The following is a 24944-nucleotide window of genomic DNA, read 5'->3' as shown; positions in this document are numbered from 1 at the left end:
GCCTGGGCCGCGTGGCATTGTCAGACCCGAGGATTTAGCCGATCCGCCAAAGCGCGCCTGATAATTGCTATATTTTATATAGCTGCTTGCGCTTGTCTGGTAAACGCCAAGGCCACTTTTGACCAACAATTATCGCGCGCCACCTGCCGGCTATGCCGGCAGCACGCGCCGGATGGCGCCGGCCAGGTCTTCGGCCACAAACTTGGCCACATAGCCGTCCGCACCGACGCTGCGCACATGGTGTTCGTTGGCCGAGCCCGACAGCGACGAGTGGATGATCACCGGCAGCCCCTGAAAGCGCGCATCCTGTTTGATGTGCCGTGTGAGCGTGAAACCGTCCATCTCGGGCATTTCCAGGTCGGTCAGCACCAGCGCCACCTTGTCCAGCACGGTTTTGCCTTCGGCGGCGGCCTGGGTGGCCAGGGCATTGAGGCGGTCCCAGGCTTCCTGGCCCGACTTGACCATTTCGAAGGGGGCGTGCAGCAATTGCAACTCTTGCTCGATGAGCGAGCGGGCCACAAAGGAATCATCGGCCGCAAGGATGATGGTGCCGGGCTGCATCGCCAGGCGCGGGCCCACTTTCTGGGCGTCAACCGGGTTGCCTTCGGGCGGCGACACCAGCTGCAGGATGGCCTCGACATCCAGCACCTGCGCCAGGCGCGAGCCGTCGGTGTTGCCATCCAGGCGCGCAATGCTGGTCACCAGCTTGCCGCCCGCGCCGCTGGCCTCGGCGGACAGCACCTGCTTCCAGTCGAGCCGCACGATGTCTTCCACCGACTCCACGGCAAACGCCTGGGTGGTGCGCGCATATTCGGTCACCAGCATGATGTTCAGCCCGGTTTTGGGCGTGCAGCCCATGATGGCCGGCAGGTCGAGCACCGGAATGATCTGCCCGCGCAGGTTGACCACGCCCATCGAGTGCGCCGCAGCGCCCGCGATGGGGGTGATGCTGGGCATGGCAACGATTTCACGGATTTTGAAAACGTTGATGCCAAACAGCTCGGATTGGCCCAGCGCGCTGTCGGCGCCCAGGCGAAAAAGCAAGAGCTCGAACTGGTTGTTGCCGGTGAGGTGGGTGCGCTCTTCGCTATCTCGCTGTACGGTTTGCATGGAGTGTCCTTGGCGCGGATACGCGCTTTTACAAATTTTAGAAGCAGAAGCGATGGAACCGCCTGAATCAGTGGGCTGCGCGAAGAAATACTGCCGGGGCCAGCGCGGATCGGTCGAAAAGCCCCGCCATGTGGCGCGGTGCTACAGGGCGCGGGCGGGGCCGTGGCAATCCGCCGTATGCTCTGCGCCTTTTCCCCGATCTGCCGCAGTGCCCATGACCGACGCCATCCCTGATACCCCCGACACGCCCGCCCCCGTTCAAGAACCGCGCCTGTGGAGCGATGGGCGCTGGACGGCGCGGGTCATCAAGAACGAGGACGACGATGGCTGGGCGGTGGCCATGACGCTGCAGGGCGAGGCCGAGCCGGCGCTGGTGGGGCCGTGGACCATGGGGCGCGACAAGAAGAACCCCAAGCCACTGGATGTGTCGGCCTTCAACACCCTGGTCAAGACGGCCAGCGAGGTGCTGCGCCGCCACGAGCAGCAGCTGCATGCCCAACTGAACAAAAACGTCACCGTGACGGTGCAGGGCCAGTGCCTGCGCGTGGCGCTGGCCATCGTGCCCGACGAAGAAGGCGCGACCGCCACGCTGCACGCACAGGACGAATACGGTGAAGAGGTCGCGCGCGTGCCGGTGTCGCCGGGCTTCAAGTTGACCGTGGCCAGCGCTGAGGCGTGGGTGGTGAGCGGTTTTGAGCGGCCGCGCTGAAGGCTGGCGGAACCGTTCAGTCCCGCTGCCCTTGCCTGCAGAAATGGTGTTTCGGCAGCGCGAGCGCGCAAGGCTGGAAAATGCCAGAATCGAAGCGTTGTGCGGTGCAGCATTCATGGGCAGGTTGCGTGCCTGCCCCCTGTTCGTGCACTTTTTGTGCGCCTTCTTTGTCTCCCCACCCTGAACCTTCACTGGCAAGCCTTGCCGGTTGCGCCGTGGCATTGCGCGTTGGTGCCGCCGCAGTCGTCACCGCAGTTGCAATAACCAACGCGGATGCCCGTGGCCGCGCAGGAAGTCGCGCAGGAGGTGGGGCACGTTTTTCATTGCCTTATGTCCAACATTTCCCGCAGCCCTGCCCAAGCCTGGCTGGCCGTCATTGCCCTGGCCCTGGGGGCTTTTGTTTTCAACACCAGCGAATTCGTGCCCGTCGGCCTGCTCAGCGACATTGGCGGCAGCTTTGGCATGCCAACGGAGCAGGTGGGGCTGATGCTCACCATCTATGCCTGGATCGTGGCGCTGGCGTCCTTGCCCTTCATGCTGCTGACCAAGAGCGTCGAGCGGCGAAAGCTGTTGGTGGGCGTGTTTCTGGTGTTCATCGTCAGCCATGGGCTGTCGGGCGTTGCCTGGAGCTTTCCGGTGCTGGTGCTCAGCCGCGTGGGTGTGGCCTTGTCGCACGCGATTTTCTGGTCGATCACCGCCTCGCTGGCCGTGCGCGTGGCACCCCAGGGAAAACAGGCGCAGGCGCTCAGCCTGCTGGCCACGGGCACGACACTGGCCATGGTGCTGGGCATTCCCCTGGGGCGCGTGGTGGGCGAATGGCTGGGCTGGCGCACCACGTTCTGGGCCATTGGCGGCGTGGCGGCGGTGGTGCTGCTGGGGCTGGCCAAATGGCTGCCGCTGCTGCCCAGCCAGAACGCCGGGTCGCTGGCCAGCGTGCCCATGCTGCTGCGCCGTCCGGCGCTGGTGTCGCTGTACCTGCTGCTGGTCGTCGTGGTGACGGGGCAGTTCACCACCTACAGCTATATCGAGCCGCTGGTGCAGACCATAGCCGGCTATAGCGGCGACACCACCACCGTGGTGCTGCTGCTGTTTGGCGGCATGGGCGTGGGCGGCAGTCTGCTGTTCAGCCGCTTTGGCATGCGCTTTCCGCACGGGTTCCTGTTGCTGGCGCTGGCGACGCTGGCGCTGTGTTTGCTGGTCTTGCTGGCCAGCACGCGTTCCATCGGCGCGCTGTACCTGGTCTGCGCGGTGTGGGGCGTGGCGCTGATCTGCTTCACGCTGGCCATGCAGGCCAAGGTGCTGCGCATGGCCGCCGATGCCACGGATGTGGGCATGTCCATGTTCTCCGGCATTTTCAACATCGGCATTGGGGCTGGTGCCCTGTTGGGCAGCCAGGTCAGCCAGCATTGGGGCATGCAGCACATCGGTGTGGTCGGCGGTGCCTTGGTGGCGCTGGGCCTGGCGTGGTGTGCGCTGGCCTTCTGGCGCTGGGGCGAGGGCTTTCGCGGGGTGCCGGCGGGTTGATCGTTTCCATCACCCCTGTGCCTCTCAGAGGGTTCTGCTCTCACGCAGTGCGGCAATGGCCTGCGCGCTCAGGCCCAGTTCGCGCAGCACCTCGTCGGTGTGCTGCCCGAGCGCAGGTGGCGCGTTGCGCAGCACCGGCGGGTTGCTGGACAGGCGCAGCGGGCTGGCCACGCCGGTGATCTGCGCCACGCCGTCGCCGGCCTCGCCCGCCTTCCAGCGCGGCAGCGTCACGGCCAGGCCGCGCGCCTTGACCTGCGCGTCGTCAAACGCCTGGGCAATGGTGTTGACGGGGCCGCAGGGCACGGCCTTGTCTTCCAGCAGTGCAATCCACGCGGCCGTGGTGCGCGTGCGCGTGACGGCTTCCATGGCGGGGATGAGTTCGGCGCGGTGCTGCACGCGCAGCGTGTTGGTGGCAAAGCGGGCATCGGCGGCCCACTGGGGCTGGCCGGCAGCGGCGCAAAAGCGCTGAAACTGCCCGTCGTTGCCAATGGCCAGCAGCATGTTGCCGTCCTGCGTGGGGAAGTCCTGGTAAGGCGCCAGGCTCGGGTGGCTGTTGCCCATGCGGCCGGGCGCCTGGCCCGTGGCGAGAAAGCCCGAAGCCTGGTTGGCCAGCACGGCCATGCCCACGTCGAGCAGTGCCATGTCGATGTGCTGGCCCAGGCCGGTGCCGCTCACGGCGTTGTCGCGCACATGCAGCGCGGCCAGGATGGCGTTGCTGGCATAGATGCCGGTGAACAGGTCGATCACCGCTACGCCCACGCGCAGCGGGCCGCCGCCGGGTTCGCTGTCGGCGCGGCCGGTGATGCTCATCATGCCGGTCATGGCCTGCACCATCAGGTCGTAGCCGGCGCGCTCGGCATACGGCCCGTCTTGCCCGAAACCGGTGACCGAGCAGTAGATGAGGCGCGGGTTCAGCGTGCGCAGGCTTTCATGGTCCAGCCCGTATTGCCTGAGGCCGCCGACCTTGAAGTTCTCCACCACGATGTCGGCCTGCAGGGCCATCTGGCGGATGAGCGCCTGCCCCTCGGGCGTGGCCATGTCGATGGTCACCGAGCGCTTGTTGCGGTTGCAGGCCGTGAAATAGCTGGCCTGGTTCGTGTCGTTGCCCTCGGCGTCCTTCAAAAAGGGCGGGCCCCACTGGCGTGTGTCGTCGCCCAGGCCGGGGCGCTCGACCTTGACCACATCGGCTCCCAGGTCGGCCAGCATCTGGGTGCACCAGGGGCCCGCCAGCACGCGGGAGAGGTCGAGGACCTTGATGCCAGCGAGGGCGCCAGCGTTGGGGGAGGGTGTGGTCATGAAGTTGGGTTGCTATTAAATTCATAGCTGCTAGCGCTTGTATATCAAGCGCTAGCAGCCTAAACGTATGGAGTTGGCATGAGGGATGAGTTGCGCGTGTCTCCAGGCCAGGGACGCCGAGCAAGGGCCGCCCCGCAGCGAGGGCGTCGTCCCCCCTTCCCGGCGAAGCCGAGAGAAGGGGGAAGGCGCGTAGCGCCTCAGGGGGATGTCACGCAAATGCCGCAATGCCCGTCTGCGCACGGCCCAGAATCAGCGCGTGCACATCGTGCGTGCCTTCGTAGGTGTTGACCACTTCCAGGTTCACCAGGTGGCGCGCTACGCCGAATTCGTCGCTGATGCCGTTGCCGCCCATCATGTCGCGCGCCATGCGGGCAATGTCCAGCGACTTGCCGCAGTTGTTGCGCTTGATCAGCGAGGTGATTTCGACCACGTTCTGGTGCTCGTCCTTCATGCGGCCCACGCGCAGCGCGGCTTGCAGGCCCAGGGTGATTTCGGTCTGCATGTCGGCCAGCTTCTTCTGGATGAGCTGGTTGGCGGCCAGGGGCCGGCCAAACTGTTTGCGGTCCAGCGTGTACTGGCGCGCGGTGTGCCAGCAGAACTCGGCCGCACCCAGGGCGCCCCAGGCGATGCCGAAGCGCGCGCTGTTCAGGCAGGTGAAGGGGCCCTTCAGGCCCTGCACTTCAGGAAAGGCGTTTTCTTCAGGCACGAACACATCGTCCATCACGATCTCGCCGGTGACCGAGGCGCGCAGTCCCACCTTGCCGTGGATGGCGGGTGCCGTGAGGCCCTTCATGCCCTTTTCCAGAATGAAGCCGCGGATGGGGCCGACCACATCCTTGCCATCGCCGCCTTCGCTCACCTCTTTGGCCCAGACCACGAACACGTCGGCCACGGGGCTGTTGGTGATCCACATCTTGCTGCCCTTGAGCTTGTAGCCGCCGGCCGTCTTGTAGGCGCGCGTGGCCATGCTGCCGGGGTCGGAGCCGTGGTCGGGCTCGGTCAGGCCGAAGCAGCCGATGAATTCGCCCGTGGCCAGCTTGGGCAGGTATTTCTGCTTTTGCGCTTCGGTGCCGAATTCGTTGATCGGCACCATCACCAGCGAGCTTTGCACGCTGGCCATGGAGCGGTAGCCCGAGTCCACGCGCTCGATTTCGCGCGCCACCAGGCCATAGCTAACGTAGTTCAGGCCGGCGCCGCCGTACTGTGTGGGGATGGTGGGGCCCAGCAGGCCCAGCTCGCCCATCTCGCGGAAGATGGTGGTGTCCATCTTCTCGTGGCGGAAGGCTTCGAGCACGCGGGGGGCCAGCTTGTCCTGGCAATAGGCGGCGGCGGCGTCGCGGATGGCGCGCTCGTCGTCGGTGAGTTGCTGGTCGAGCAGGAAAGGGTCATCCCATTGGAAAGCGGCGTGGGCCATGGTGGTGTCTCCGGTCGGTAGATCAAGGAATCAATGAAGCGGCGCCTGGCGTCATGCGGGTTGCGCATGGCGTTGTTGCGTGAGGGGGCATCGTAGGCTTGCCACGCAAGGCCTGCAAGCGACTTCTTTTCATCCAGAAATGCGTTTTTGGCATGTATGGAATACTTGTTGCATGGGCTTTCCTGGGGTGGAGAGCCGTTAACGAGTTCGAGTCAAGCATGCGCCGCAATATTCCATCGACCCAGGCCCTGGCCTGTTTTGAAGTCGCCGCCCGGCACGAGAGCTACACGCGCGCCGCGCAAGAGCTCTCGCTCACGCAAAGCGCGGTGTCGCGCCAGATCCAGGCGCTGGAAGAATTTTTGGGCGTGCAGCTGTTTCGCCGCACGCGCCACGGCGTGGTGCTGACGCCCGCCGGCGCGCACTACGGCCGCCAGGTGGCGCGCTGGCTGCAGGGGCTGGAGCGCGACACGCTCGATGTGATGGCCCACCAGGGCGAGGGCGGCACGCTCACGCTGGCGGCGGTGCCCACGTTTGCCACGCGCTGGCTCATCCCGCGCCTGCCGCAACTGGCGCAGCAGCACCCGGACATCGTGGTGCACATCGAAACCCAGACGCGGCCCTTTCTGTTTGCCGACACCACTTTCGACGCCGCGCTGTATGCCGGCACGCCCGAGCAGGTGGCCCACTGGCCGGGCGTGCAGGCGCAGTTGCTGATGCACGAAGACGTGGTGCCCGTGTGCAGCCCACGCCTGCTCGAATCCGCCGCGCCGCGTGGCCGGGGCCGGGCCCACCAGCCCGTGTCGGCCGAGGCGCTGGCCGGGCTGCCCCTTTTGCAGCAAAGCACCCGCCCCTACGGCTGGCGCCAGTGGTTTGATGCCATGGGTGTGAATGCGCCGCACGCGCTGGATGGCCCGCGCTACGAGCTGTTCTCGATGCTGGCCGTGGCCGCCACGCATGGCATGGGCGTGGCGCTGATCCCGCCCTTGCTCATCGAGGCTGAACTGGCCAGTGGCGAGCTGGTGGTGGCCTGCGCACGCCCGCTGCGTGGCGAGCGTGCCTACTACCTCATCAGCCCCGCGCAGGCCCAGCCCCCGGTGCTGGCGGCGTTTGCGCAGTGGCTGCTGGGCATGGCGAAGGGGGATTTGCCCGCACCCTGAAGCGCGCTGCCCCGGCCCGCAGCGGCCGCACGCACGTCCATGCAACGGGCAGGGCCAGGTTCTGGGGACATGTGCTTGCGTTGCGCAGGCCATCGGTCTAATCTGGCGGCGTCAGTTGCATGCACAACGGCTACCCGGAGATCAACCATGACGAACACCTACCACGCAGCGCATTTCGACCCTACGGTGGACGAGATCGATGTTCTCAAACGGCTGGAGATGGGTGAGGTCATCACCCAGGACGGCGCGCTCAAAGAGCACCTGTCTGGGCGGCTGCTGGAGTGGGGGCTCATCAGCAAGAAGGCGGGCGGTGAAATGGCCATCACCCCCCAGGGGCGGCAGTTGATCCGGCGCCAGGGCAACTGACCTCACCGTGGCGCCTGGGTGCCACCAGATGCCCCCGCTTTTCGGGCATGTGCCCCCAAATGTACCCCCACGTATCCGCGGATTCCGGCACATTTCGGCGCACGTCTGCGCACTAGTCAAAGCCGCTTGCCATAGGGAAAAAGAAAAAGGCCGGTAGCTAATGGAAGCTACCGGCCTTGTCTGTGGTGCCCGGGGCCGGAATCGAACCGGCACGCCTTGCGGCGGGGGATTTTGAGTGCTGACTTTTCCGATACGCTGGCCTTTGCCAGGGCACGATACAGTGCTTTGCGCTCAGTTCCCCCGAATGGGCCTTAGCGCTGATCATACCTTGGCCTAGTACCGCATTCGACCTGATTGACTTTTGCCCGGCTCCTAGCTGGCTCCTGCGTTCAGGTCGCAACCCAAGGAGATCAGATGGCCAAAATCAAGCTTACCAAGACTACCGTAGACGCAGCGAAGGCTGGCGTGCAGGATATTGAACTGCGTGACACGCTGGTGCCCGGTTTCCTATGCAAGGTGACGCCGACCGGGCGCAAGGTGTTCATGGTCCAGTATCGGACGAATGCAGGAGAACGCCGGAAACCCGCTATCGGGCTGTTCGGGGAGTTGACTGTGGAACAGGCCCGATCAATCGCTCAGGATTGGTTGGCCGAGGTGCGGCGCGGCCAAGACCCGAGCGCACTCAAGGCGGCGGCGCGGCAAGCGCCGACCGTGAAAGAACTGTGCGTGCGCTTCATTGAAGACTATTCAAAGCCGCACAATAAGCCGAGCACAGTTGCCAGCAATCGAAAATACATCTCGCTGCATATTGGCCCCGCCTTGGGCAGCATGAAGGTCCCGGATGTCACGCGCCAGGATGTTGTCGCTCTGATGAAGAAGCGGGAAAAGGGGCCGACGGGGGCAAATCGCGTGCTCGCCTGCCTGCGCAAGATGTTCAATATGGCCGAGGTATGGGGCTACCGGCCGGACGGCTCTAACCCTTGCAAGCATGTCCAGAAGTACCCGGAGAAGGGCAAAACCCGGCTTATTACCGACGTGCAGCTGTCTCAGCTGTATGCATACCTGGAGCGATCTGACGCTGAAGGCTTGGAGCACCCGACCCTGACCCTTGCGATCCGGTTGCAGTTTGAGTGTGCCGCGCGCATGTCCGAGATCCTGACGCTTCGCTGGGAGTGGGTCGATTTCCAGAATCGGCGGATTGTCTGGCCCGACAGCAAGACCGGGGGCATCTCCAAGCCTATGAGCGAGGAGGCAGTGCGCCTGCTGACGAATGCGCCGCGCTTCGGAGAGTCGCCGTTTGTCTGCCCGGCGATTTTCAAGCCCTCGCGCCCACTGCCGAAGCACACCTACTACCAGGGCTGGAAGCGCATCCTCGACCGAGCCGGTGTTCCGCACATCGGAACGCACGGCATCCGGCATCGGGCGGCCACAGACATCGCCAATTCCGGGGTGCCGGTAAAGGTCGGGATGGCGTTGACAGCGCACAAGACGGTCACAATGTTCATGCGGTACGTACACACGGAGGACGACCCGGTGCGCAACGCCGCCGATCTGGTGGCCGCCAGACGCAAAGGCCTGGTGGAGGATGGTCGAACTGCGGCGACAGTGCCCACACCGTCTTATGGCGGTATTGAGGTTCCGGTAGCAGCAACTGGCGTTGTATCGAAAGCGTCGGCGGGAGCCTATCGTCCGTTTCGCCATCGGCGCACCGAGGAGCGGGCAGTGCCGCCTGGGACAAAGCGCACAGAGGCCCAGGCAGGCACAGAGGGAGCTTGAAATGCCTTGCCCCATCACACAAGGTGCCTGGCAAGGCGTCTCCATTCGCGGGCGTACAAATTCAGGTTGCCCGATCTATTCCCGAACGGATATAATTCATGACTGAAAAGCGACGACCATTGTTCTGGGAAGGCTCCTCGAAGAAGGATTTCAAAGAGTTTCCCATTCCAGCCCAGAAGGATATGGGCGTTGCGCTGTTTGTGGTGCAGTTGGGTCGCATGCCGGATTCTTCGAAGCCCTGGAAAGGGCTGGGGTCAGGCGTGTACGAACTGGTGGAAGACCATCGGGGCGATACTTTTCGCGCGGTCTACACTGTGCGGGTAGGTGATGCCGTTCATGTGCTGCATGCGTTTCAGAAGAAGTCCAAATCCGGTATTGCGACGCCGCAGCCGGATGTGGACCTGGTTGAAAAACGGTTGAAGGCAGTTCTTGCCCGGTACGGGCTCAGCGGGAGATGACGATGCGAAGCAAAGACAGCCACAAGGGCACGGACAACGTTTTGACTGATCTCGGGTTCGAGGACGCGGAGGAGTTGTCGGCGAAGGCCGTGCTCGCCGTGAAGCTCAATGAACTAATCGAAAAGCGGAGCTTGAGCCAAACCCAGGCGGCGGGCATCACCGGCATGACGCAGCCTAAGGTGTCACAGGTGCGTCAGTACAAACTCCAGAACATCTCACTCGAACGCCTGATGCAGGCGCTCGTGTCGCTTGATCAGCAGGTGGAGATCGTCGTTCGTCCTGCTCGCCGCGCACACGGCGCAGGCATTACGGTGGCGGCTTGATGTTCAGGCGTGAACAAACGCCAGGCGTGGCGGTGCGATGAAGTTTGCTTACGAAGACTTGAGCGACGACCAGTTTGAGAAGCTGGTCGTGTTCTTGTGCCAGCGCCTGCTTGGCATCTCTGTGCAGGGGTTCGCCAAAGGGCCTGATGGCGGGCGTGATGCGAAGTTCGTCGGGACGGCTGAACTCCATCCGAGCAAGGCTGCCCCCTGGGTTGGTACGACCATCGTCCAGGCCAAGCACACCAACGGCTATAACCGAAATTTTTCGGAGTCTGATTTCTTTAGCACTACGGCGCAGAACACGGTACTCGGCAAGGAAATTCCGCGCATCAAGAAGTTGCGTGACAGCAAGCAGCTCGACCATTACATGCTGTTTGCCAACCGCCGCTTGGCTGGCAACGCCCAAAGCGAGATATGTGAGTACCTCGCAGCGCAGTGCGGCATTCCCTCTTCGTCGATCTACTTGTGTGGCCTGGAGCAGTTGGAAGTCTGGTTGAAGACCTTCCCAGATGTGGTGGGAAAGGCTGACCTCGATCCAGTCGATTCGCCGTTGATTGTCAGTCCCGATGACCTTGCTGAAGTCGTGCAGGCGTTGGCGCGGCAGAAAGACGGGGTGTCGGCACTGCTTGACGATCCGCCGACCACGCGGGTGACATATGAGCAGAAAAACCTGCTTAATAACATAAGCGCCGAGTATGCAAAGGCGCAGCGCAGAAAGTACCTGAAAGAGACGGCTCAGATTCGTGCATTTCTGGCCGCCCCGGAAAACCTTGAACTGCTGCACGTATACGAATCGGTGGTCGATGAGTTTGAACTCAAAATCATTGCTAAACGCAAGGACGATCAGACTTTTGACGAAGTGATGGAGTACCTGGTGGATCTGTTGTTTAACCGTGATCCCGTCTTGCGGCAGCATGCCCACAAGCGCCTGACCCGTGCCGTGCTGTTCTACATGTACTGGAACTGCGATATCGGGGAGGTGGGCGATGCTGCGGCCGACTAAGCACTCGCATCCGGACCGCACGGTCATCAACGTGTCGCTATTGCTGTTGGCACGCCTCAAATCGCGCCGGTTGGACGACTACGACAACTTGCGCAAGTATGCGAAGAAGACCGTCAGCGGCGGCGATGTGCTGTTCCTGCCAGCGCTGAACTTTCTTTATCTGATGGGACTGATCGACTATCGTCCCAAGACTGACGCTGTGGAATACGTTGGGCCCAATGAAGCTTTCTAGACTCTATTCGAACAAACCAGAACAGTTCGAGCCCGTGGACTTCGTCGCGGGCTTGAACGTCGTCATGGCGGAGATACGCCTGCCGGAGAACCGCGACAAGGACACTCACAATCTAGGCAAGACCACGCTGGGGCGGCTGCTCGACTTTGGTTTTCTCGCGGGCCGCGACCCAAAGTTTTTTCTCTTTAAGCATCTCGACCTTTTCAAAGACTTCGTTTTCTTCCTCGAAATCGAGCTGCAGGATGCCTCGTACGTGACCGTGCGTCGCAGTGTGGAAGAGGCGAGCAAGATCAGCTTCAAGAAGCACCAGGCTGGCCATCAGGACTTCTCGGCCCTACCGATGTCAGAATGGGATCATCAGGACGTGCCGTTTGATCGCGCACGCGATCTGCTCGATGGCCTGCTGGATTTGCGCGCGCTAAAGCCCTGGTCTTTCCGCAAGGGGCTGGGCTACCTGTTGCGATCACAAGACGATTTCCGCGATGTGTTCCATCTGCGTAAGTTCCAGGCCGCACATGCCGACTGGAAGCCGTTCCTCGCTCATATCCTGGGCTTCGATGCACCCTTGATCGTGCAGCACTACGACAAGGAAACGGAACTCACGCAGAAGCAGACTACCGCACAGACCATCAAGGATGAACTGGGTGGGTCCATCGAGGACATTAGCAAGATTGAAGGCCTGTTGCTGCTTAAGCAGAAGGAAGCTGAGAAGAAGCAGAAGCTGCTCGACGCCTTCGACTTCCGGGCTCAGGACAAGGATCGCACCAAGCAAGTGGTCGACGACGTTGATGAGCGCATCGCAGCACTCAACGCCGAGCGCTACTCGCTGAACCAGAATAGGAAGAAAATCCTGGCGTCACTGGAGGAGGATCAGATCCTGTTCAATCCCGACGAAGCGCAGCGGATGTTTGAGGAAGCGGGCGTACTGTTCAAAGGGCAGATCAAGAAGGACTTCCAGCAGTTGATTGCTTTCAACAAGGCCATTACGGACGAGCGTCGCGGTTATCTCCAAGAGGAGCGTACGGAGGTCGAAGCTGAACTGAAGCGCATCAATGCCGAACTGAATGCATTGGGCAAGAAACGTTCGGACATGTTGTCGTTCCTTAGCTGCACCGACGTGTTCACCAAATACAAGCAGGTGTCCGATGACATGGTGACGCTGCGTGCCGACATCACGTCCCTGGAGCGTCAGCGGGGTTTCCTGCACCGACTGCAAGAATTGCGCACGGACATCCGCGCATTGACGGAAGAGCGCGGTCATCTGCAAACGCAGATCGAGGCAGACGTTGAAAGGCAGAACTCGGACAAGAGCAGCCTGTTCTCGGTCATCCGCCTGTTCTTCAGCGAGATCGTCGAAGAGGTGATCAACCGCAAGGCTTTGCTCAGCGTATCACCCAATAAAGAAGGGCATCTGGAGTTCAAGGCCGAGATTCTGGACGAATCCGGTAATGCGACGAGCGCTGACCTCGGGCACACCTACCGCAAGCTGCTGTGCATCGCCTTCGACATGGCAATCCTGCGTGCCCATATCGAGGACAAGTTCCCGCGCTTCGTCTATCACGACGGCGTGTTCGAGTCGTTGGATGATCGAAAGAAGGAAAACCTCTTGGCCGTCATTCGTCGGTATGCCGACCTTGGTCTTCAACCCACCATCACCTTGATCGATTCCGACTTGCCCGTGCGCACAGAGAAGGATGAGCCGGTATTCAGCAAGGATGAAATCGTGGTGAGCCTGCATGACGAAAACGAGCAAGGCCGCCTATTCAAAATGAAAGCTTGGTGACATTGCGTGGCACGGATCATCAGGACACGGCAAGACATGCAATGAAGACCAAGCCGCTCATTCCTTTGTTGGACTACCTGCGTATTCACGGGGTTATCAGGTCGGTTCTGGACAGCGTCGATGCGCATACAGCGCATGCGTGTATGTTCTTCAGCGTTGCGGGCGCGGCCATTCTTCAAGAGTTCTATAAGAAGGAGGCCGTGCAGGTCGCCGGGGCCGCGTTCTACCTCGTCAACGAACAACAGCGGAATGTCATATCTTTCGCAACGTTGGAGGAAGGACAGGTTCAAAGCTCGGACACGGCGTTTCACGCCTGGGTCCATTGCGATGGATACGTGATCGACTTTATGGCGCCGATATTTCCGGAGACGTGCGCGGCTGCCGGTCATCCGTTTATCGCACCGCGGCGCATGTTCCAGAAGAAGTGGGTTGACATGGCTCCGAGCCACGAGCATCTGGATCGAGAGGGCGACTTTCACCTGGTGCCCAATCCGGGACTGACAATCGACTTGCGGCAGTCGTTTCTGAAAAAGCCCGCCGGGGCAGATCTCGTTAACGTCTGCTTGCACTGGTACAGACGGCCACCGAAATCGATTCTCCCCGAACTACAGATGCAAAACGACCTGGGAGAAATCACCAGGATAAGACTGGGCAATGCCGCGGTGGCCGGTGCGTGGTGAGTACGGTCGATCACGCGCTTATCCATCGGCTTCCCGCACATGGCTCACATCACTCCCTTTAGTTCGCAGCACATGGAGGCTGAAGCGCGCCGCGATAACTTGGCCTGAATCGGTGCGATAAAGCAGATGCTGCGCCGTTTCAGCAGGCGCAAGCGAATTACAGATATCAGAACAACCCGGCCGGTTCGGCTTGGCGGTCCCAGTTGTAGATCACCAGCTCGCCGCGCTCGACCCGGTTTGCACCACCGCCGACCGTGTAGTCGATCTTGAGCGACTCCATGTCGTAGCCTGCAAAGCACTCCCGGATCGCCGGGTGGTCGTTGATGCTGATGACGGCCTTGCCCTTGATCGTCTTGAGCTTGGCGGCCATCAGCTCGTACTGCTCCCAGGGGAACGGAACACCATAGCCCTCGGTCTCCCAGTAAGGCGGGTCCAAATAGAACAAGGTGTGCGGGCGGTCGTAGCGGTCGACGCAGGCCACCCAGTCGAGCTGCTCTATATAGGTACCGCCAGCCAGGCGCAGGTGGGCGGCACTCAGGTTTTCTTCGATCCGCAAGAGGTTGATCGACGGGGCTGTGGTGGCGGTGCCCCAGGTCTGGCCAGACACGCGGCCGCCGAACGACTCCTGCTGCAGGTAGAAGAAGCGCGCCGCGCGCTGCACGTCGGTCAGCGTCTCGGGTCGGGTCTCCTGCAGCCACTTGAACACCTGGCGCGAAGAGATCGCCCATTTGAACTGGCGCACGAACTCTTCCAGGTGATGCGTGACGACCCGGTAGAGGTTGACCAGGTCGCCGTTGACGTCGTTCAGCACCTCGACCTCGGCCGGGTGGCGGGCAAAGAACACGGCCGCACCGCCCGCGAAGACCTCGACGTAGCAGCTATGGGGCGGGAAGCGGCTCAGGAGCAGCTCGGCGAGGCGGCGTTTGCCGCCGATCCAGGGAATGATGGGAGCCATGGTGGGGTCCAGTGGTGTTTGACGCTCCATGGCGCTCTGGGATGGAGCTCTCGGCCCTCAGCGAATTGATGGCCCCACAGCGGGGGCACTTGATGACCAGGCGGGTGTATTCACCCTCACCCAGTTTGCGGCGGCAGGCGCCGCACCGTATTTCTTCCATTTGCAAGCCCGTTACGCTGGTTGTAACTTCCGCTAGACTCGCCGCACTCTGTACAGGGTGGCGGGCCTTGTCGGCTTGCAGGCTCGATCTGCAGGTTGGGGTTTGGCCAGGCGTTCGCGCGCCTGGTCAGGTCGCCCGTCTTTTATTTAGTGCTCATCCACCCGAAGGCTTGGTGGCTGCTGCAGGCGCAGCAGCTCGGAACGCCAGGCCCGCTCGCAGTGGCCCGGCTGCCAGAAGAACAGCCGGTCGATGGCGTTGGCGGTCCAGCCCCAATAGCGGTGCCCCTTGACGCGCATGCGGTGTGCGCGCGACGACAGCGTTTCGTCGGGCGCGCCTGCCAGCAGCACGTTGGCCAACTGGTCGAGCGCGATGGCGATGTTCAGGGCCCAGCTCATGGCAGCTCCTCGGACTGCACCGGGGCATTGATGATTTCCAGGGTGCGTCCCGCATCCAGCAAACCGATGGCCTCCAGGGTCTGCACGCCCAACTCGACGTCTGGATCGTCCAAGTCAATGTAGGTCGCCTGCTCCTGGTCCTTGAGGTCGGAGCGCAGCGCGGCGGCCTGCATGCGCTGCTCGGTGGTCAGCTCTGGGCGGTCCACGGCAGCCCATTCGATGGCTGTGCGCTCGGGCTTGGTGAAGCGGCTGCGGAAGGCCCGCTTGGTGATGCGCCGCAGCTCGGGCACAGCCTGGGGCTCGGCGATCAGGGCCTCGGGCGCCGGCTCCGCAGTGGTCTCCCAGCCTGCCAGCGTGAGGCGCACATAGTGGCCTTCCGGCACGTCCTGGGGCACGGGCCGGGCCGTCCAGCCCGAGGGCACGTTGGCCGCGCTGGCGACGGTTTGCGTGGCGCCGGTCCAGTAGCCTGCGGCGCCGATTTGGTAGAGGGTGGGCATGCGGTCGGCTCCTTACTTGATGCGGCAAACCAGGCCCGGCAGGTAGGGCATGTGCACGTAGTTGGCGTAGTCCTGGGCGGGGGCGTAGCTTGAGACGCGCAGGCTGTAGTTGCTGCCGGCCGTGTTGACCATTTGCACGGTCTTGCAGACACCCGTGTCCGGGTCGTACCAGCGGATATCCGGGCCTGCGGAGTAGGTCATGAATCGACCGGCGTCTGCCGTGCCCGCAAAGCCGCCCATGAAGTTGCTCGCGCAGCGCGTGCTGCGCACCGCGAAAGACCCAGCCTGGCTGGCGATCTGCATGAAGTGCCGGTTTGCGCTGGGCACCTTGTCTGTGGCCGGGGCGATGGTCCAGTCTTTTGCCGCCAAGCCGTATTGCGCGCCGATCTTCGATGCGCCGGCGTTGGCACCAGACAGCCGGGTCTCGGCGCCGGTCGCGAGGTCGAAGCCCAGGCCGGTCAGCGGGTTGCTCAGCGTGTTGCTGATGAGGCGCGTGCCTGCGTCGGTCAGCCCGGTGTGGATCTGCACGGGAGTGCCGCTCCAGCTGGCCGGCATGCGGTAGACCGCGCCCGTGGCCATGGCCAGATAGTCATTGCCGTCGCCACCCCGGGTCAGGTAGCTGCGCCCGCCAGCCACCGGCGGGAAGTAGCTGGCGCTGTAGGCCACGCCAGCCACGCCCGTGGTGAACGCCGCGCCGTCGAACGTCAGCTTGAGCGGCGTGAGCACACTGCTGACATACCTTGCCAGCAGGATCTCGCTGGTGCCGGCACCCGTGACCCGGCCGCCGAGCACGATGCAGTTGCCAAAGCTGGCGCCATCGGGCCCCATGTTATAGGTCTTGACCGTGTTGGTCAGCGGGTTGAGCGCGTAGAGCACGCCTTGGCCAGGCGTCGAGCTCATCGTCGCGCCAACGTAGTAGTAGCCTGTGCCAGAGGCCAGCATCTGCGCGTCGGCAGTCACGGTGATGCTGCTCAGATCGTAGCCATTTCCCACTATCTGCGGCGCGCTCCAGGTTGCCCCCAGATCGTTGGAAAAAACAATCGCATGCGAGAAGGAACCTGTGCTTGAGTTCCATGCGCGCACAACCATCAGCAAGCGGCCAGCGCCAAACCATTCCAGTGCCACGGCACTGACCTGAGTACCAGCGCCTGCATTGACGTCCACCGTGGACCAGTTGGCGCCGGCATCGGTAGAGCGCCACAGGCGCATCGTGGTGCCGCTTGCGGTATAGCTGATGATCGGCGCAACGATGAACGTGCTGCCGATCGCAACGGTCTTGGAAGAGCCAGCGGATGTGGTGGCGCCCGCTGGCGGCGCCATCGCGGTGTCCGCCACCAGCGGCGTACCGTCGAAAAACCGCACATCGCCCACCACGCTCTTGGCATCGGGGTACAAGGCGCGCGAGACCAGCGAACCGTCCAAGGTCGCCCAGCCCTTGGCCAGCAGCTTGGGGTCGGCGGCCATCGCCGGCAGCAAGGCGCCAGCGGGCAGGCGCCCCGAGGGTTGAAAGTCAGACAGCGCGCTCATTTAAACGATCCTCCAGGTTGAAATTCCGGGCGCCTCGATCCACTGCAGACGCAGGGTCTGCATCGCGATGTCGAGCACCATGTCTTCGGCCACGCCCATGACAGGTTGGCCCGCGCAGGCGATCACGTTGGTCTCCAGGCCGTTGGTGGTGGTGACGGCGACCACATCGCCCGCGCCAGGCTCGGCGGGCAGCACGAGCGTGGTCGCGGCCTCGGCCAGCAGCACGTAGTGCAGCCCGGCCTGGGCGGGCACCAGCGTGTCGGCCGCGGGCACGAGTGGCATGCCGGCGTAGACCACGGCCCAGTGCACCGGGTCGGCGCTGGGGTCGATGGCCCCGGTGTGGTCGACGCGGGCGCGGTAGACGCGCTGGGTGACCGGGCTGTAGCGCGCACTGCCTGCGGCGTAGGTGCCGGGCGTCCACAGCGCGGCACCGGCCAGCGCGGCTATGGTGGCGGCATTGCCGGTGGCGGCCTGGGCGGCGGCGCTGGCTATGGCTGCAGCATCGGTGGCGGTGCCGGCGCTTTCATCGGCCGACCGCTCGGCGTCCAGCACCTCCAGGCGCGCGCTTTCGAGCTGTACGCCGAAGCGCGGCAGCTCCGTTAAAAAGTACGCATCGAGATCGTCCCGGAAATCCGGTGAGGTGCGGTCAATCGACGGCAATGGGGCGATGGCGGCCATCAGGTGAGTCCTTCATAGTCAAGCGAGCAGAGAACAGTTTTGGCATACGGCACGGCGATGGAGAAGTCCTTGTAGATGCCGTAGCCAATGAGGGGCTCGTAGCCGCGCAGCCCGTCGGCGCCGACTACAAAAATAGGCTGGCCGCGCAGCTGCGCGAGGGCGCGGTACACCGCAGAAAACCGGGCCGTTGGCAACTCGACCTCGAACGAGCCCGTCTTGGCTCACTCGCCGGGGCGGTAGCTGTAGTTGCCCCATTTGTCGCGGGTTTTTTCCCCGAAGTCGAGGATGGAGACCCGCGCGCCCCAGCGCGTGCCGCCCACGTCGAGCACCCGGCAGGGCTTGCACACGCCAATGCTCGCCTGGCCGCTGGTGGCCGTGACCTTGATCGTCAGCTCGCCGCTGCGCCAGTGCTCTGGCAGGTCCGTCAGCACCACGTCGCGCAGGGGTTCGTATTCGGCAAAAAACCAGTCGTAGACGCTGAAAATCGGCGTGCCGTCCAGATCGATCTTGCGGTGGTAGACCTGGGTGGCACCGGGGCCGGGTCGGTCGGTCAGCGTCACTTCGATCTCGCGTCCCGAGACCTCGACGAAGCCCACGCCTCCCACGCCGCCGGGCTGCAGCACCAGCGTGAGCGGCGAGTCGCCGTGGCTCACGGTGCCGATCACGTTGTCGAACATCGCCCGGTCGTTGGTCGGCCCCAGGTCGAGCCAGTAGTCGACATCGATGTCGGGCGTCTTGACGCCCGCGCCGGCGCCCAGGCGCTCGTATGCGCGGTGCTGGTACACGCATTCGGCGCCTTGGGCATAGTTGGCACCGGACACCCAGGCAGGCCGCGTGTCGGGCGGGATCGAGTTGGAGACGATCATCGCGTCGGTGAGCGCAATGGGCTTGAGCACCTTCATGCCGAGACCTTTTCTTGGGTGCGCAGCGCATCGCGCGCCGGGGTCATGACCCGCGTCAGTGCCTTGGCGACGGAGGCGCTGCTGACGGCTGTGGACCGGGTTTCGGCCTGCATGCTCTGCAGGACGTCGAAGATTTGCCCCAGCAGTTGCACGGCGCGCGGATCGAGCGCGGCCTGCTGCAGACCGAAGGCCGCAGGGTTGAAGCGCTCGGGCACGATGGCCTCGCCCTTGTGGATCATTGCCAGCATGTCGTGCGGGACATAGTTCGTCCCCACGTCGAACGCCGGCACCTTGAGCCCGTAGGACTGAGCCAGGCCGCCGCCCGTCTGCGCCAGGCTGGCTGCGGTTCGGCCCTGGATGCGGCGTAGGTCGAGCAGGCTGGCCGCGCTGGACTCGGCCAGCGACAGCATGGCGCGGCTCAGCTCGGGCAGGCGCTTGGCGGCTTCCTGGTCGCCCGCTCTGGCCTGGGCCGTCGCAATGGCGAATTCGGACTGCGCGCCGGCCAGGCTCGCTGCGGTGTTGCCGGACGTGATGCCCCGGATGCGCTTGACCTCGTCGAAGATTGAGTCGGTGATGCCCTGCCAGGCGGCCGTGAGCTGCTGGGCGGCCTGGGCCGCTTGCTGCGATGCCTGGGCCTGCGCCTGGGCTGCGGCCTCGGCCGCTGCCTGGGCATCTTGCTGGGCCTTGATCTGCTCGCGCAGAGCCACGTTGTAGTCGTATGCAGCGGTGATCTTTGCGGCCTGCTCGGCATCCAGACCAGCGCTCATCTCGGCGAGATCGCGCTCGCGCTGCCGGCGGGCGACTTCGCTGGTGTTGCCCGAGAGAGTCAGCAATTCGTTTTCGAGGTCAAAGCGGGTGTCGCCAAGGCTCGACATCGCGCTCGATGCGCGTTGCACCGCAGCGGCAGCGTCGTTTGCAGCTGCGATCTGTTCGCGGATGCTTTGGTTGTAATCGTATGCCGCCTGCTCTGCCGCTGTCATGCCTGCGGTCTCGATCCAGTACCGGCGCTGCGCAGCGGTGGCGTGGTCGCCCTGGGCTTCAGCCAGGTCGGCCCACAGGCCGTGCTGGTCTTGCGCCAGGCTGGCCAGCGTCTTGCGCTCTTGCTGCTCGCGCTCCAGTGCACCGGCAAGGCTGTCTATCGCATCGGCCGCATTTTCGGTCGCAGGCAGGACGGCAGCGACTGCGCCTTCGAGGCGCAACAGGCCCGCAGCGCTCTTGGCACCCGATTCGCCCGCATCGATGGCGCTCTCGACCCAGGCGCGGAACTCGTCGCGCGAGCTGGGCATGGCGTAGCCAAGCGTGGCCAGCTCGTCTGTGACCATGCGCGTGGCCACCGTTGTCTTCTCGGCTTCTGAAAAATAGTTCGCGTAGAAGCTGGCCAGGCCTCCGGCCAGGACGTCGGCGCCGCCCGCTGCGTTGATCAGCGCGGTGATGGCCGCGTCGGACATGGCGGCGATCTGCGGCATGGCCATGCCAATGCGCTGCAATGCAGCCTGCACCGCATTGATCTGCGTGACAGCCGCGGCAAGCCCCTCGACCGAGGGCGCCTCGCCCAGGGCGGCCAGTGCGTTGTCGGCCCAGCCGGGCAGGTCAATCGCATACAGCGCATCGCGCACGCCCAGAGCCGCAGTGGCTTGGTACTGCTTCATGCCGGCTTCGCCGTCTGCGAACTCTTTCGGCGCCCAGCGGCTGGTGCGGTCGTCGTTCCAGTTGACGATGTCCAGGCCGCCCAGCGCGATGCGCAGGCCGCCCCAGGCGCCGTCCTTGGACGTATCGTCCGCGAACGCTGTTGCGGCGGAGAACCCGACCTGCTTGCCAAACGCGGCGGCCGTGCCATCGAGGATGCCGACGATGCTTTGGGCCATGCCGGCCGTGAGCTTTTCGGTCTCGGCGTTCATTGCAACGCCGCCAAAGCCCGTCCCATAACTACCGGACTGGTAGCCGTCGCCGGTCTTCAGGCCCGTGCTCGCGCTGTATTCGGCAAGCGCCCCCATGTGCGGCGTGGAAGGCTTGCTGAGCATGGAGCCCAGCACAGCGACACCGGCGAGCGCCCAGCCCCAGCCGGGGATCGCCGCCAGCGCGCCGCTCAGGCCCGTGCCAGCTGCGGCAGCGGTGCCGCCTGCGGCCGCGCTCGTGCCAAGGCCGGCGCCGATGGCACCGGCGCCGGCGCTGCCTGCGGTGATACCCAGGCCGCCGCCAGCGGCCAGGCCGTACCCGGCGCCCAGCCCGCCCGTGAGGCCCAGGCCGGTGCCTGCGGCGGCCAGCGTGGTGCCGGCACCAGCTGCGGCCGTCAGGCCAAGGCCGCTGGCCGCAGCACCGCCAAAGCCCAGCCAGCCGCCCACCGTGCTGACCGCATTGCCCAAAATGCCGTTGCCCGTGGCTGCGGAGTACAGGCTGCTGGCATTGCTGGCCAGGCCCAGGAGGTTAACAGATTGAGGTTGGCCGGGATGCTGCGCACGGTGGCGGGCAGGTCGTCCCACTCAAGGACGCGCAGCGTTGAGGCAAGGGGCTGGATGACGGAGGCCATTTACTTGATGCCCAGGAAGTTTTTCATCCAGAAATCAAGCTGCTCTTGCCCCATGCCCTGGGCTTTGGCGATCTGCTCCAGGTTGGCCTGCTGCTCGGCCAGCAGCTTCTTCCGCGTGGCCTCTTCGACCTTGGCCTGGAATTCTTTGAGGTTGATGCTCGACCTGGTCAGGGTGGCAATGTTCTTGGCGGCCTTGCTGAGCAGGGCCACGCGCTCGCCAGGGTCGGGCTTTTCGCCGTCCTCACCGATCTCGTCGGCCTCTTGCAACGCCAGGATGGCCTCGAATAGCTCGGTCTGCACCATGGCCGTGAGAGCCTCGCTGCGGGCGTCCTTGTCGTCGCCCGCGTGGGCCTGGATCATCTTGGCGGCTTCGGTGCTGGCGCGGATGGCGGAAAGGCGCCGCTCCAGCTTCTGGCCATAGCGCCCCACCGCCGAGCGGCTCGGCAGGTCTCCCGCCGTGGCTGCGGCTGGGTAGCGGGCCTGCAGGTCGGCGATCAGTTCATCGAGTGTCATGCTGCCCAGGGCGAGCATGGCCTGGATGTAGGCCTTGATCTCCGCGTCCAGCCGGTCAATGCTGCTTTTTCGGCCCATGGACGTCACACCTTCGGTGGGCGGGCAATGCCCGGCTCCACGTCCACCGTGTATTCAGCGATGTCGATGCCATGGCGCGTGAGGTCTGCGCTGACCTGGCCCAACGGGTCGGTGAACACCTTGACCAGGTCGCGGCTTTCCAGATAGTCCAGCTCACGGCGCACCTGCATTTCGGTGGCGTCATCGTATTCGCCGCGCACCACCTGCAGCAGGAAGCGCAGGGTGGAATGCGTGGGCCGGTTGATGTTCATGGCCAGCAGCAGCACCCAGCGCATGAAGGCGCTGCGGTCACGGGTGTTCGCCCTGGTTTTTGTGGTTTCGCAGCGCGACGTTGCCGATGTGCAGCTGGACCGCGTGCACATGGCCGGTATGGAGCTAGGGCAGCAGATGTGCCTGGGCTTTCGCAGCGAGTTGCAGCGTGCACCAGCGCCCAAGCCCGCCGCGCGCCAATCCGGAGGGCTGCTCTGATGGCTGAGTTTGTCAACGCATGCCAGACCTGTGGTGCGGAGGAGTCGCTGGACTCCGTTCTGCACCGCATGATCGATGACGACACGGTGCGCCGGCTGATCGCCGATGTGGTGACCATGTCGCTCCCGCTTGGTGGCCTTGTGGTGCGTTACCTGCGCTTGCACAAGCCTGCCAAGCAGCGCCTGCGCATGGAGAAGGTTGCTGCGCTGCTCGCGGAGCTGGTGCCGGATATGCAGCGCAGTGCCATTGAGCGCAGCGGGCGCAACTGGATGGTCAGCGCGGAGGACTGGAAGGGTGCCTTTGCGGCGGTGTTTGCCGCCGTGGACAAGGGATCGCTTGAAGTGCCTTTGAAGAACGGCAATGCCTATCTATATAGCGTGCTGCTGCGCAAGTCCGACAGGACCGAGGCCGAGCAGGAGGCGCAGCGCGAGCAGGACCGCCGCGTTGTTCCGCAACGCGACACGGTGCAGGTGCGCGGGCAGACGCTGCCCATTGGCGAGGCCCTGCAGGTGGCATATGCGGGCAAGGAGCCTGCCTTGGCCGAGATCGACGCGCGCAGCCAGAAGGCCGCACCGATGCCCTCGGACGTGCGCGCCAAGGTGGCTGAGCTGCTGGGAAAGAGGGGCCGTCCATGAGCAACCACGCTACCCGCGCGCCAATTGGCCGCCCCTTGGGCTCGCTCAACAAGCCCAAGCCCCATGCACGGCCCACCAATGTGGTGCCCGCTGCTCAGTACGACCGGATGCGAGCACCGGTCTGGACCGCGATACCTGCCGCGCCCGTTCGGGCCGGTGCCCTCAACCACATGAGCATTGAGAGCCGTGGCTTTCGGTGCTGATCAGGAGAAGCCCATGCCTAAAACCACTGAACCGACGCCTGAACAGCGGGCGCAGTTTCACCAGCAGGCCAACGATCTGGCCAGCCAGATCGTCAAGGCCCTTGAAGGGCCTCAATACCCGTTTGTGCTCCTGGAGGCGCTCTGCCGAGTCCATCGATTCACGGCTTTGCAGTTGCCGCCCGATGCGGTAGGTCAAGTGGCCGTGGCAATGGCTGCGTACGCGGGTGAGCTGATGCAGAAGTCCGCCGCCTTGTCCAACCCTCCCACCCTTGGCGGATCTTCCGCCGTTCACTGAAAGGAGATCCTCATGGATCAACCCAAAGTTCCCGATGGCTACATGCGCAACGCGCAAGGCCATCTTGTCCCCCTCGACCTGGTCAAGCCCGTGGACCAGGAACGCGACCGCCTGGTGCGCGAGCTGGTGGCCATTGCCAAGGACCTGAATGCCCGCCTGGTGGCGAGCAAGACCAAGATCTTCGGGGACGTGGCCGCATTCGCCGAACTGAGTGCCGAGCAGTACGGTGTAAAGCGCGGCGGGGCCAAAGGCAACATCACGCTGCACACCTACGACGGCGCCTTCAAGCTGCAGATCGCCACGGCAGAGAACGTGACATTCGACGAGCGTCTGCAAGCCGCCAAGGCCCTGGTGGACGAGTGCATCACCGAATGGTCCCAGGGCAGTCGCCCCGAGATCATGGTGTTGGTACAGCAGGCGTTCCAGACCGACAAGGAGGGCAACGTCAACGTGGGCCGCATTCTGGCGCTGCGTCGCCTGGAGATCACCGACGAGCGCTGGCAGAACGCCATGAAGGCCATCGGCGAATCTGTGCAGGTGATCGGCACCAAGCAGTACGTGCGGTTCTACGAGCGCGTGGGTGACTCAGACCGCTATGCGCCTATCTCGCTGGACATGGTGGCGGTATGAGCGTGGAAGAAATCAACCCGTTCAAGGCCGGAGTTCACGGTGGCACCCAGACCTACTACGGCGTGGCCGAGGACCGTATTCGGGCTGTTGCATGGTTCGACCGCGCGCAGTGCGAGGCAGCCCTCAAGCTACCCGGCCTGCAGAAGACCGTCGCGGCAGCGGTGCAGCGCCGCCTGCGCTATTTCGACAAGGTCGCTACCGTGCTGCACTTCACCGACTTCGGCCAGGATTTCCTGCGCTGGGAACTGGACGCCAAGGGCAAGGTGATTGGCTGTGAGCCGTTCCAAGGTTTTGTCTGGAAAGGCAAGTACGTGTTGGGCTACGACCGGCTGCGCGCTGGCGACACGGTGCACTACCGCTCCATGGGCGATTCCACCTCGGTAGACAACATCCGCTATCCCCTGGCTCTGGTGGAGCGTAAGGAAGGGAGCGCAGCATGAACGACGAATTGGGTGATTTCGTTGAAATGCTCACCGCGTGGCATAGCAAGAAGGTGAGCAATTTGCGTGACGTCCAAGAGGCTTCCAAGGAAGGAACCTTGCTCAAGCTGGGCGACGACGACGAGGGTTTTCCTCTTACTGATCGCGAAGCCAAGTTCTTCAAAATCGGGTGTCCTGGTCAAGTTTTTTCGGACATTCCGATAGGGGAAT

The 24944-nt window shown here is 63.8% G+C and carries 32 protein-coding genes; 18 read left to right on the top strand and 14 right to left on the bottom strand.

The window, feature by feature from the left end:
* Window positions 1-150: 150 nt before the first annotated feature.
* Window positions 151-1110, bottom strand: a complete 960-nt coding sequence (locus J8G26_RS04225; RefSeq protein ID WP_210568051.1) for a chemotaxis protein — start codon at window positions 1108-1110, stop codon at window positions 151-153.
* Window positions 1111-1324: 214 nt separating this feature from the next.
* Here J8G26_RS04225 and J8G26_RS04220 point away from each other — a divergent pair, with 214 nt between their 5' ends.
* Together J8G26_RS04220 and J8G26_RS04215 are read left to right on the top strand one after the other, a co-directional pair.
* On the top strand, window positions 1325-1819 hold the full coding sequence (locus J8G26_RS04220; protein WP_210568050.1) for a hypothetical protein: 495 nt from the start codon (window positions 1325-1327) through the stop codon (window positions 1817-1819).
* Window positions 1820-2149: 330 nt separating this feature from the next.
* A complete protein-coding gene (locus J8G26_RS04215; protein WP_210568049.1) occupies window positions 2150-3343 on the top strand; it encodes a sugar transporter in 1194 nt (397 codons plus the stop codon).
* 24 nt (window positions 3344-3367) lie between these two features.
* Here the strand turns inward: J8G26_RS04215 and J8G26_RS04210 are convergent, their stop codons facing one another.
* Entirely contained in the window at window positions 3368-4639 is a 1272-nt protein-coding gene (locus J8G26_RS04210) for a CaiB/BaiF CoA-transferase family protein (protein ID WP_210568048.1), read from the bottom strand.
* A 208-nt stretch (window positions 4640-4847) separates the two neighbouring features.
* Entirely contained in the window at window positions 4848-6053 is a 1206-nt protein-coding gene (locus tag J8G26_RS04205) for an acyl-CoA dehydrogenase (protein WP_087747038.1), read from the bottom strand.
* 218 nt (window positions 6054-6271) lie between these two features.
* On the opposite strand from J8G26_RS04205, the gene J8G26_RS04200 reads away from it, so the two are divergent.
* The 9 genes from J8G26_RS04200 (at window position 6272) to J8G26_RS04160 (ending at window position 13831) form a co-directional block, all read left to right on the top strand.
* Window positions 6272-7210, top strand: a complete 939-nt coding sequence (locus tag J8G26_RS04200; RefSeq protein ID WP_087747036.1) for a LysR substrate-binding domain-containing protein — start codon at window positions 6272-6274, stop codon at window positions 7208-7210.
* Between the two features lie 147 nt (window positions 7211-7357).
* The gene (locus J8G26_RS04195; protein WP_087747034.1) at window positions 7358-7576 is read left to right on the top strand and encodes a hypothetical protein; all 219 of its coding nucleotides are present in this window, start codon (window positions 7358-7360) and stop codon (window positions 7574-7576) included.
* 414 nt (window positions 7577-7990) lie between these two features.
* Window positions 7991-9352: a site-specific integrase gene (locus tag J8G26_RS04190; RefSeq protein WP_086913968.1), complete on the top strand. Its 1362-nt coding sequence runs from the start codon at window positions 7991-7993 to the stop codon at window positions 9350-9352.
* A 98-nt stretch (window positions 9353-9450) separates the two neighbouring features.
* Entirely contained in the window at window positions 9451-9810 is a 360-nt protein-coding gene (locus tag J8G26_RS04185) for a type II toxin-antitoxin system RelE/ParE family toxin (RefSeq protein ID WP_086911660.1), read from the top strand.
* Window positions 9811-9812: 2 nt separating this feature from the next.
* A complete protein-coding gene (locus J8G26_RS04180; protein WP_086913969.1) occupies window positions 9813-10133 on the top strand; it encodes a helix-turn-helix transcriptional regulator in 321 nt (106 codons plus the stop codon).
* Window positions 10134-10170: 37 nt separating this feature from the next.
* The gene (locus tag J8G26_RS04175) at window positions 10171-11136 is read left to right on the top strand and encodes an ABC-three component system protein (protein ID WP_086911661.1); all 966 of its coding nucleotides are present in this window, start codon (window positions 10171-10173) and stop codon (window positions 11134-11136) included.
* Complete coding sequence (locus tag J8G26_RS04170; protein ID WP_086911662.1) at window positions 11120-11368, top strand: ABC-three component system middle component 8; 249 nt, start codon at window positions 11120-11122, stop codon at window positions 11366-11368. The genes J8G26_RS04175 and J8G26_RS04170 overlap by 17 nt, the downstream gene beginning before the upstream one ends.
* Window positions 11355-13151 (top strand): DUF2326 domain-containing protein, encoded by a 1797-nt coding sequence (locus J8G26_RS04165; RefSeq protein WP_086911663.1) that lies wholly within the window; start codon window positions 11355-11357, stop codon window positions 13149-13151. The genes J8G26_RS04170 and J8G26_RS04165 overlap by 14 nt, the downstream gene beginning before the upstream one ends.
* Before the next feature lie 41 nt (window positions 13152-13192).
* Entirely contained in the window at window positions 13193-13831 is a 639-nt protein-coding gene (locus J8G26_RS04160; protein ID WP_086911664.1) for a DUF2026 family protein, read from the top strand.
* Between the two features lie 166 nt (window positions 13832-13997).
* On the opposite strand, the gene J8G26_RS04155 is transcribed toward J8G26_RS04160, so the two are convergent.
* From J8G26_RS04155 to J8G26_RS04105, 11 genes are all read right to left on the bottom strand, one after another.
* Window positions 13998-14786, bottom strand: coding sequence for a DNA adenine methylase (locus tag J8G26_RS04155; RefSeq protein ID WP_086911665.1), 789 nt, complete (start codon window positions 14784-14786; stop codon window positions 13998-14000).
* Complete coding sequence (locus J8G26_RS04150) at window positions 14710-14946, bottom strand: Com family DNA-binding transcriptional regulator (RefSeq protein WP_086911666.1); 237 nt, start codon at window positions 14944-14946, stop codon at window positions 14710-14712. The genes J8G26_RS04155 and J8G26_RS04150 overlap by 77 nt, the downstream gene beginning before the upstream one ends.
* Window positions 14947-15092: 146 nt before the next feature.
* Window positions 15093-15341 carry a hypothetical protein gene (locus tag J8G26_RS04145; protein WP_086911667.1) on the bottom strand — a complete coding sequence of 83 codons (249 nt, stop codon included), beginning with the start codon at window positions 15339-15341 and terminating at the stop codon, window positions 15093-15095.
* Window positions 15338-15838: a hypothetical protein gene (locus tag J8G26_RS04140; RefSeq protein ID WP_086911668.1), complete on the bottom strand. Its 501-nt coding sequence runs from the start codon at window positions 15836-15838 to the stop codon at window positions 15338-15340. Before J8G26_RS04140 ends, J8G26_RS04145 begins: the two co-directional genes overlap by 4 nt.
* Before the next feature lie 12 nt (window positions 15839-15850).
* Window positions 15851-17365: a sialidase family protein gene (locus J8G26_RS04135; RefSeq protein WP_086911669.1), complete on the bottom strand. Its 1515-nt coding sequence runs from the start codon at window positions 17363-17365 to the stop codon at window positions 15851-15853.
* Complete coding sequence (locus J8G26_RS04130; protein WP_086911670.1) at window positions 17366-18043, bottom strand: hypothetical protein; 678 nt, start codon at window positions 18041-18043, stop codon at window positions 17366-17368.
* Entirely contained in the window at window positions 18043-18213 is a 171-nt protein-coding gene (locus tag J8G26_RS04125; RefSeq protein WP_157896543.1) for a hypothetical protein, read from the bottom strand. Before J8G26_RS04125 ends, J8G26_RS04130 begins: the two co-directional genes overlap by 1 nt.
* A gap of 51 nt (window positions 18214-18264) precedes the next feature.
* Window positions 18265-18945, bottom strand: coding sequence for a hypothetical protein (locus J8G26_RS04120; protein ID WP_086911671.1), 681 nt, complete (start codon window positions 18943-18945; stop codon window positions 18265-18267).
* On the bottom strand, window positions 18942-21425 hold the full coding sequence (locus J8G26_RS04115; protein WP_086911672.1) for a hypothetical protein: 2484 nt from the start codon (window positions 21423-21425) through the stop codon (window positions 18942-18944). Before J8G26_RS04115 ends, J8G26_RS04120 begins: the two co-directional genes overlap by 4 nt.
* Window positions 21426-21472: 47 nt before the next feature.
* A complete protein-coding gene (locus J8G26_RS04110) occupies window positions 21473-22063 on the bottom strand; it encodes a phage protein Gp27 family protein (protein ID WP_086911673.1) in 591 nt (196 codons plus the stop codon).
* A 5-nt stretch (window positions 22064-22068) separates the two neighbouring features.
* Window positions 22069-22338 (bottom strand): hypothetical protein, encoded by a 270-nt coding sequence (locus tag J8G26_RS04105; RefSeq protein WP_086911674.1) that lies wholly within the window; start codon window positions 22336-22338, stop codon window positions 22069-22071.
* Here J8G26_RS04105 and J8G26_RS04100 point away from each other — a divergent pair.
* The 7 genes from J8G26_RS04100 to J8G26_RS04070 all read left to right on the top strand — a co-directional run.
* Window positions 22337-22531, top strand: a complete 195-nt coding sequence (locus J8G26_RS04100; RefSeq protein WP_094122659.1) for a hypothetical protein — start codon at window positions 22337-22339, stop codon at window positions 22529-22531. The two genes, J8G26_RS04105 and J8G26_RS04100, sit on opposite strands and share 2 nt — an antisense overlap.
* Window positions 22531-23166 (top strand): hypothetical protein, encoded by a 636-nt coding sequence (locus tag J8G26_RS04095; RefSeq protein ID WP_086911676.1) that lies wholly within the window; start codon window positions 22531-22533, stop codon window positions 23164-23166. The genes J8G26_RS04100 and J8G26_RS04095 overlap by 1 nt, the downstream gene beginning before the upstream one ends.
* On the top strand, window positions 23163-23369 hold the full coding sequence (locus tag J8G26_RS04090; protein ID WP_157896544.1) for a hypothetical protein: 207 nt from the start codon (window positions 23163-23165) through the stop codon (window positions 23367-23369). Before J8G26_RS04095 ends, J8G26_RS04090 begins: the two co-directional genes overlap by 4 nt.
* Window positions 23370-23382: 13 nt before the next feature.
* On the top strand, window positions 23383-23664 hold the full coding sequence (locus tag J8G26_RS04085) for a hypothetical protein (protein WP_086911677.1): 282 nt from the start codon (window positions 23383-23385) through the stop codon (window positions 23662-23664).
* Window positions 23665-23676: 12 nt separating this feature from the next.
* A complete protein-coding gene (locus J8G26_RS04080; protein ID WP_086911678.1) occupies window positions 23677-24294 on the top strand; it encodes a DUF3164 family protein in 618 nt (205 codons plus the stop codon).
* The gene (locus tag J8G26_RS04075) at window positions 24291-24734 is read left to right on the top strand and encodes a hypothetical protein (RefSeq protein WP_086911679.1); all 444 of its coding nucleotides are present in this window, start codon (window positions 24291-24293) and stop codon (window positions 24732-24734) included. Before J8G26_RS04080 ends, J8G26_RS04075 begins: the two co-directional genes overlap by 4 nt.
* A partial coding sequence (locus J8G26_RS04070; protein ID WP_210568047.1) for a hypothetical protein occupies window positions 24731-24944 on the top strand: 214 nt, incomplete at its 3' end. The genes J8G26_RS04075 and J8G26_RS04070, both read left to right, overlap by 4 nt.

Source organism: Acidovorax sp. JG5, assembly GCF_017939685.1.
Taxonomy (GTDB): Bacteria; Pseudomonadota; Gammaproteobacteria; order Burkholderiales; family Burkholderiaceae_C; genus Acidovorax.
Note: the sequence above shows the minus strand (reverse complement) of the source record. Positions and strands in the feature narration are given on the sequence as shown.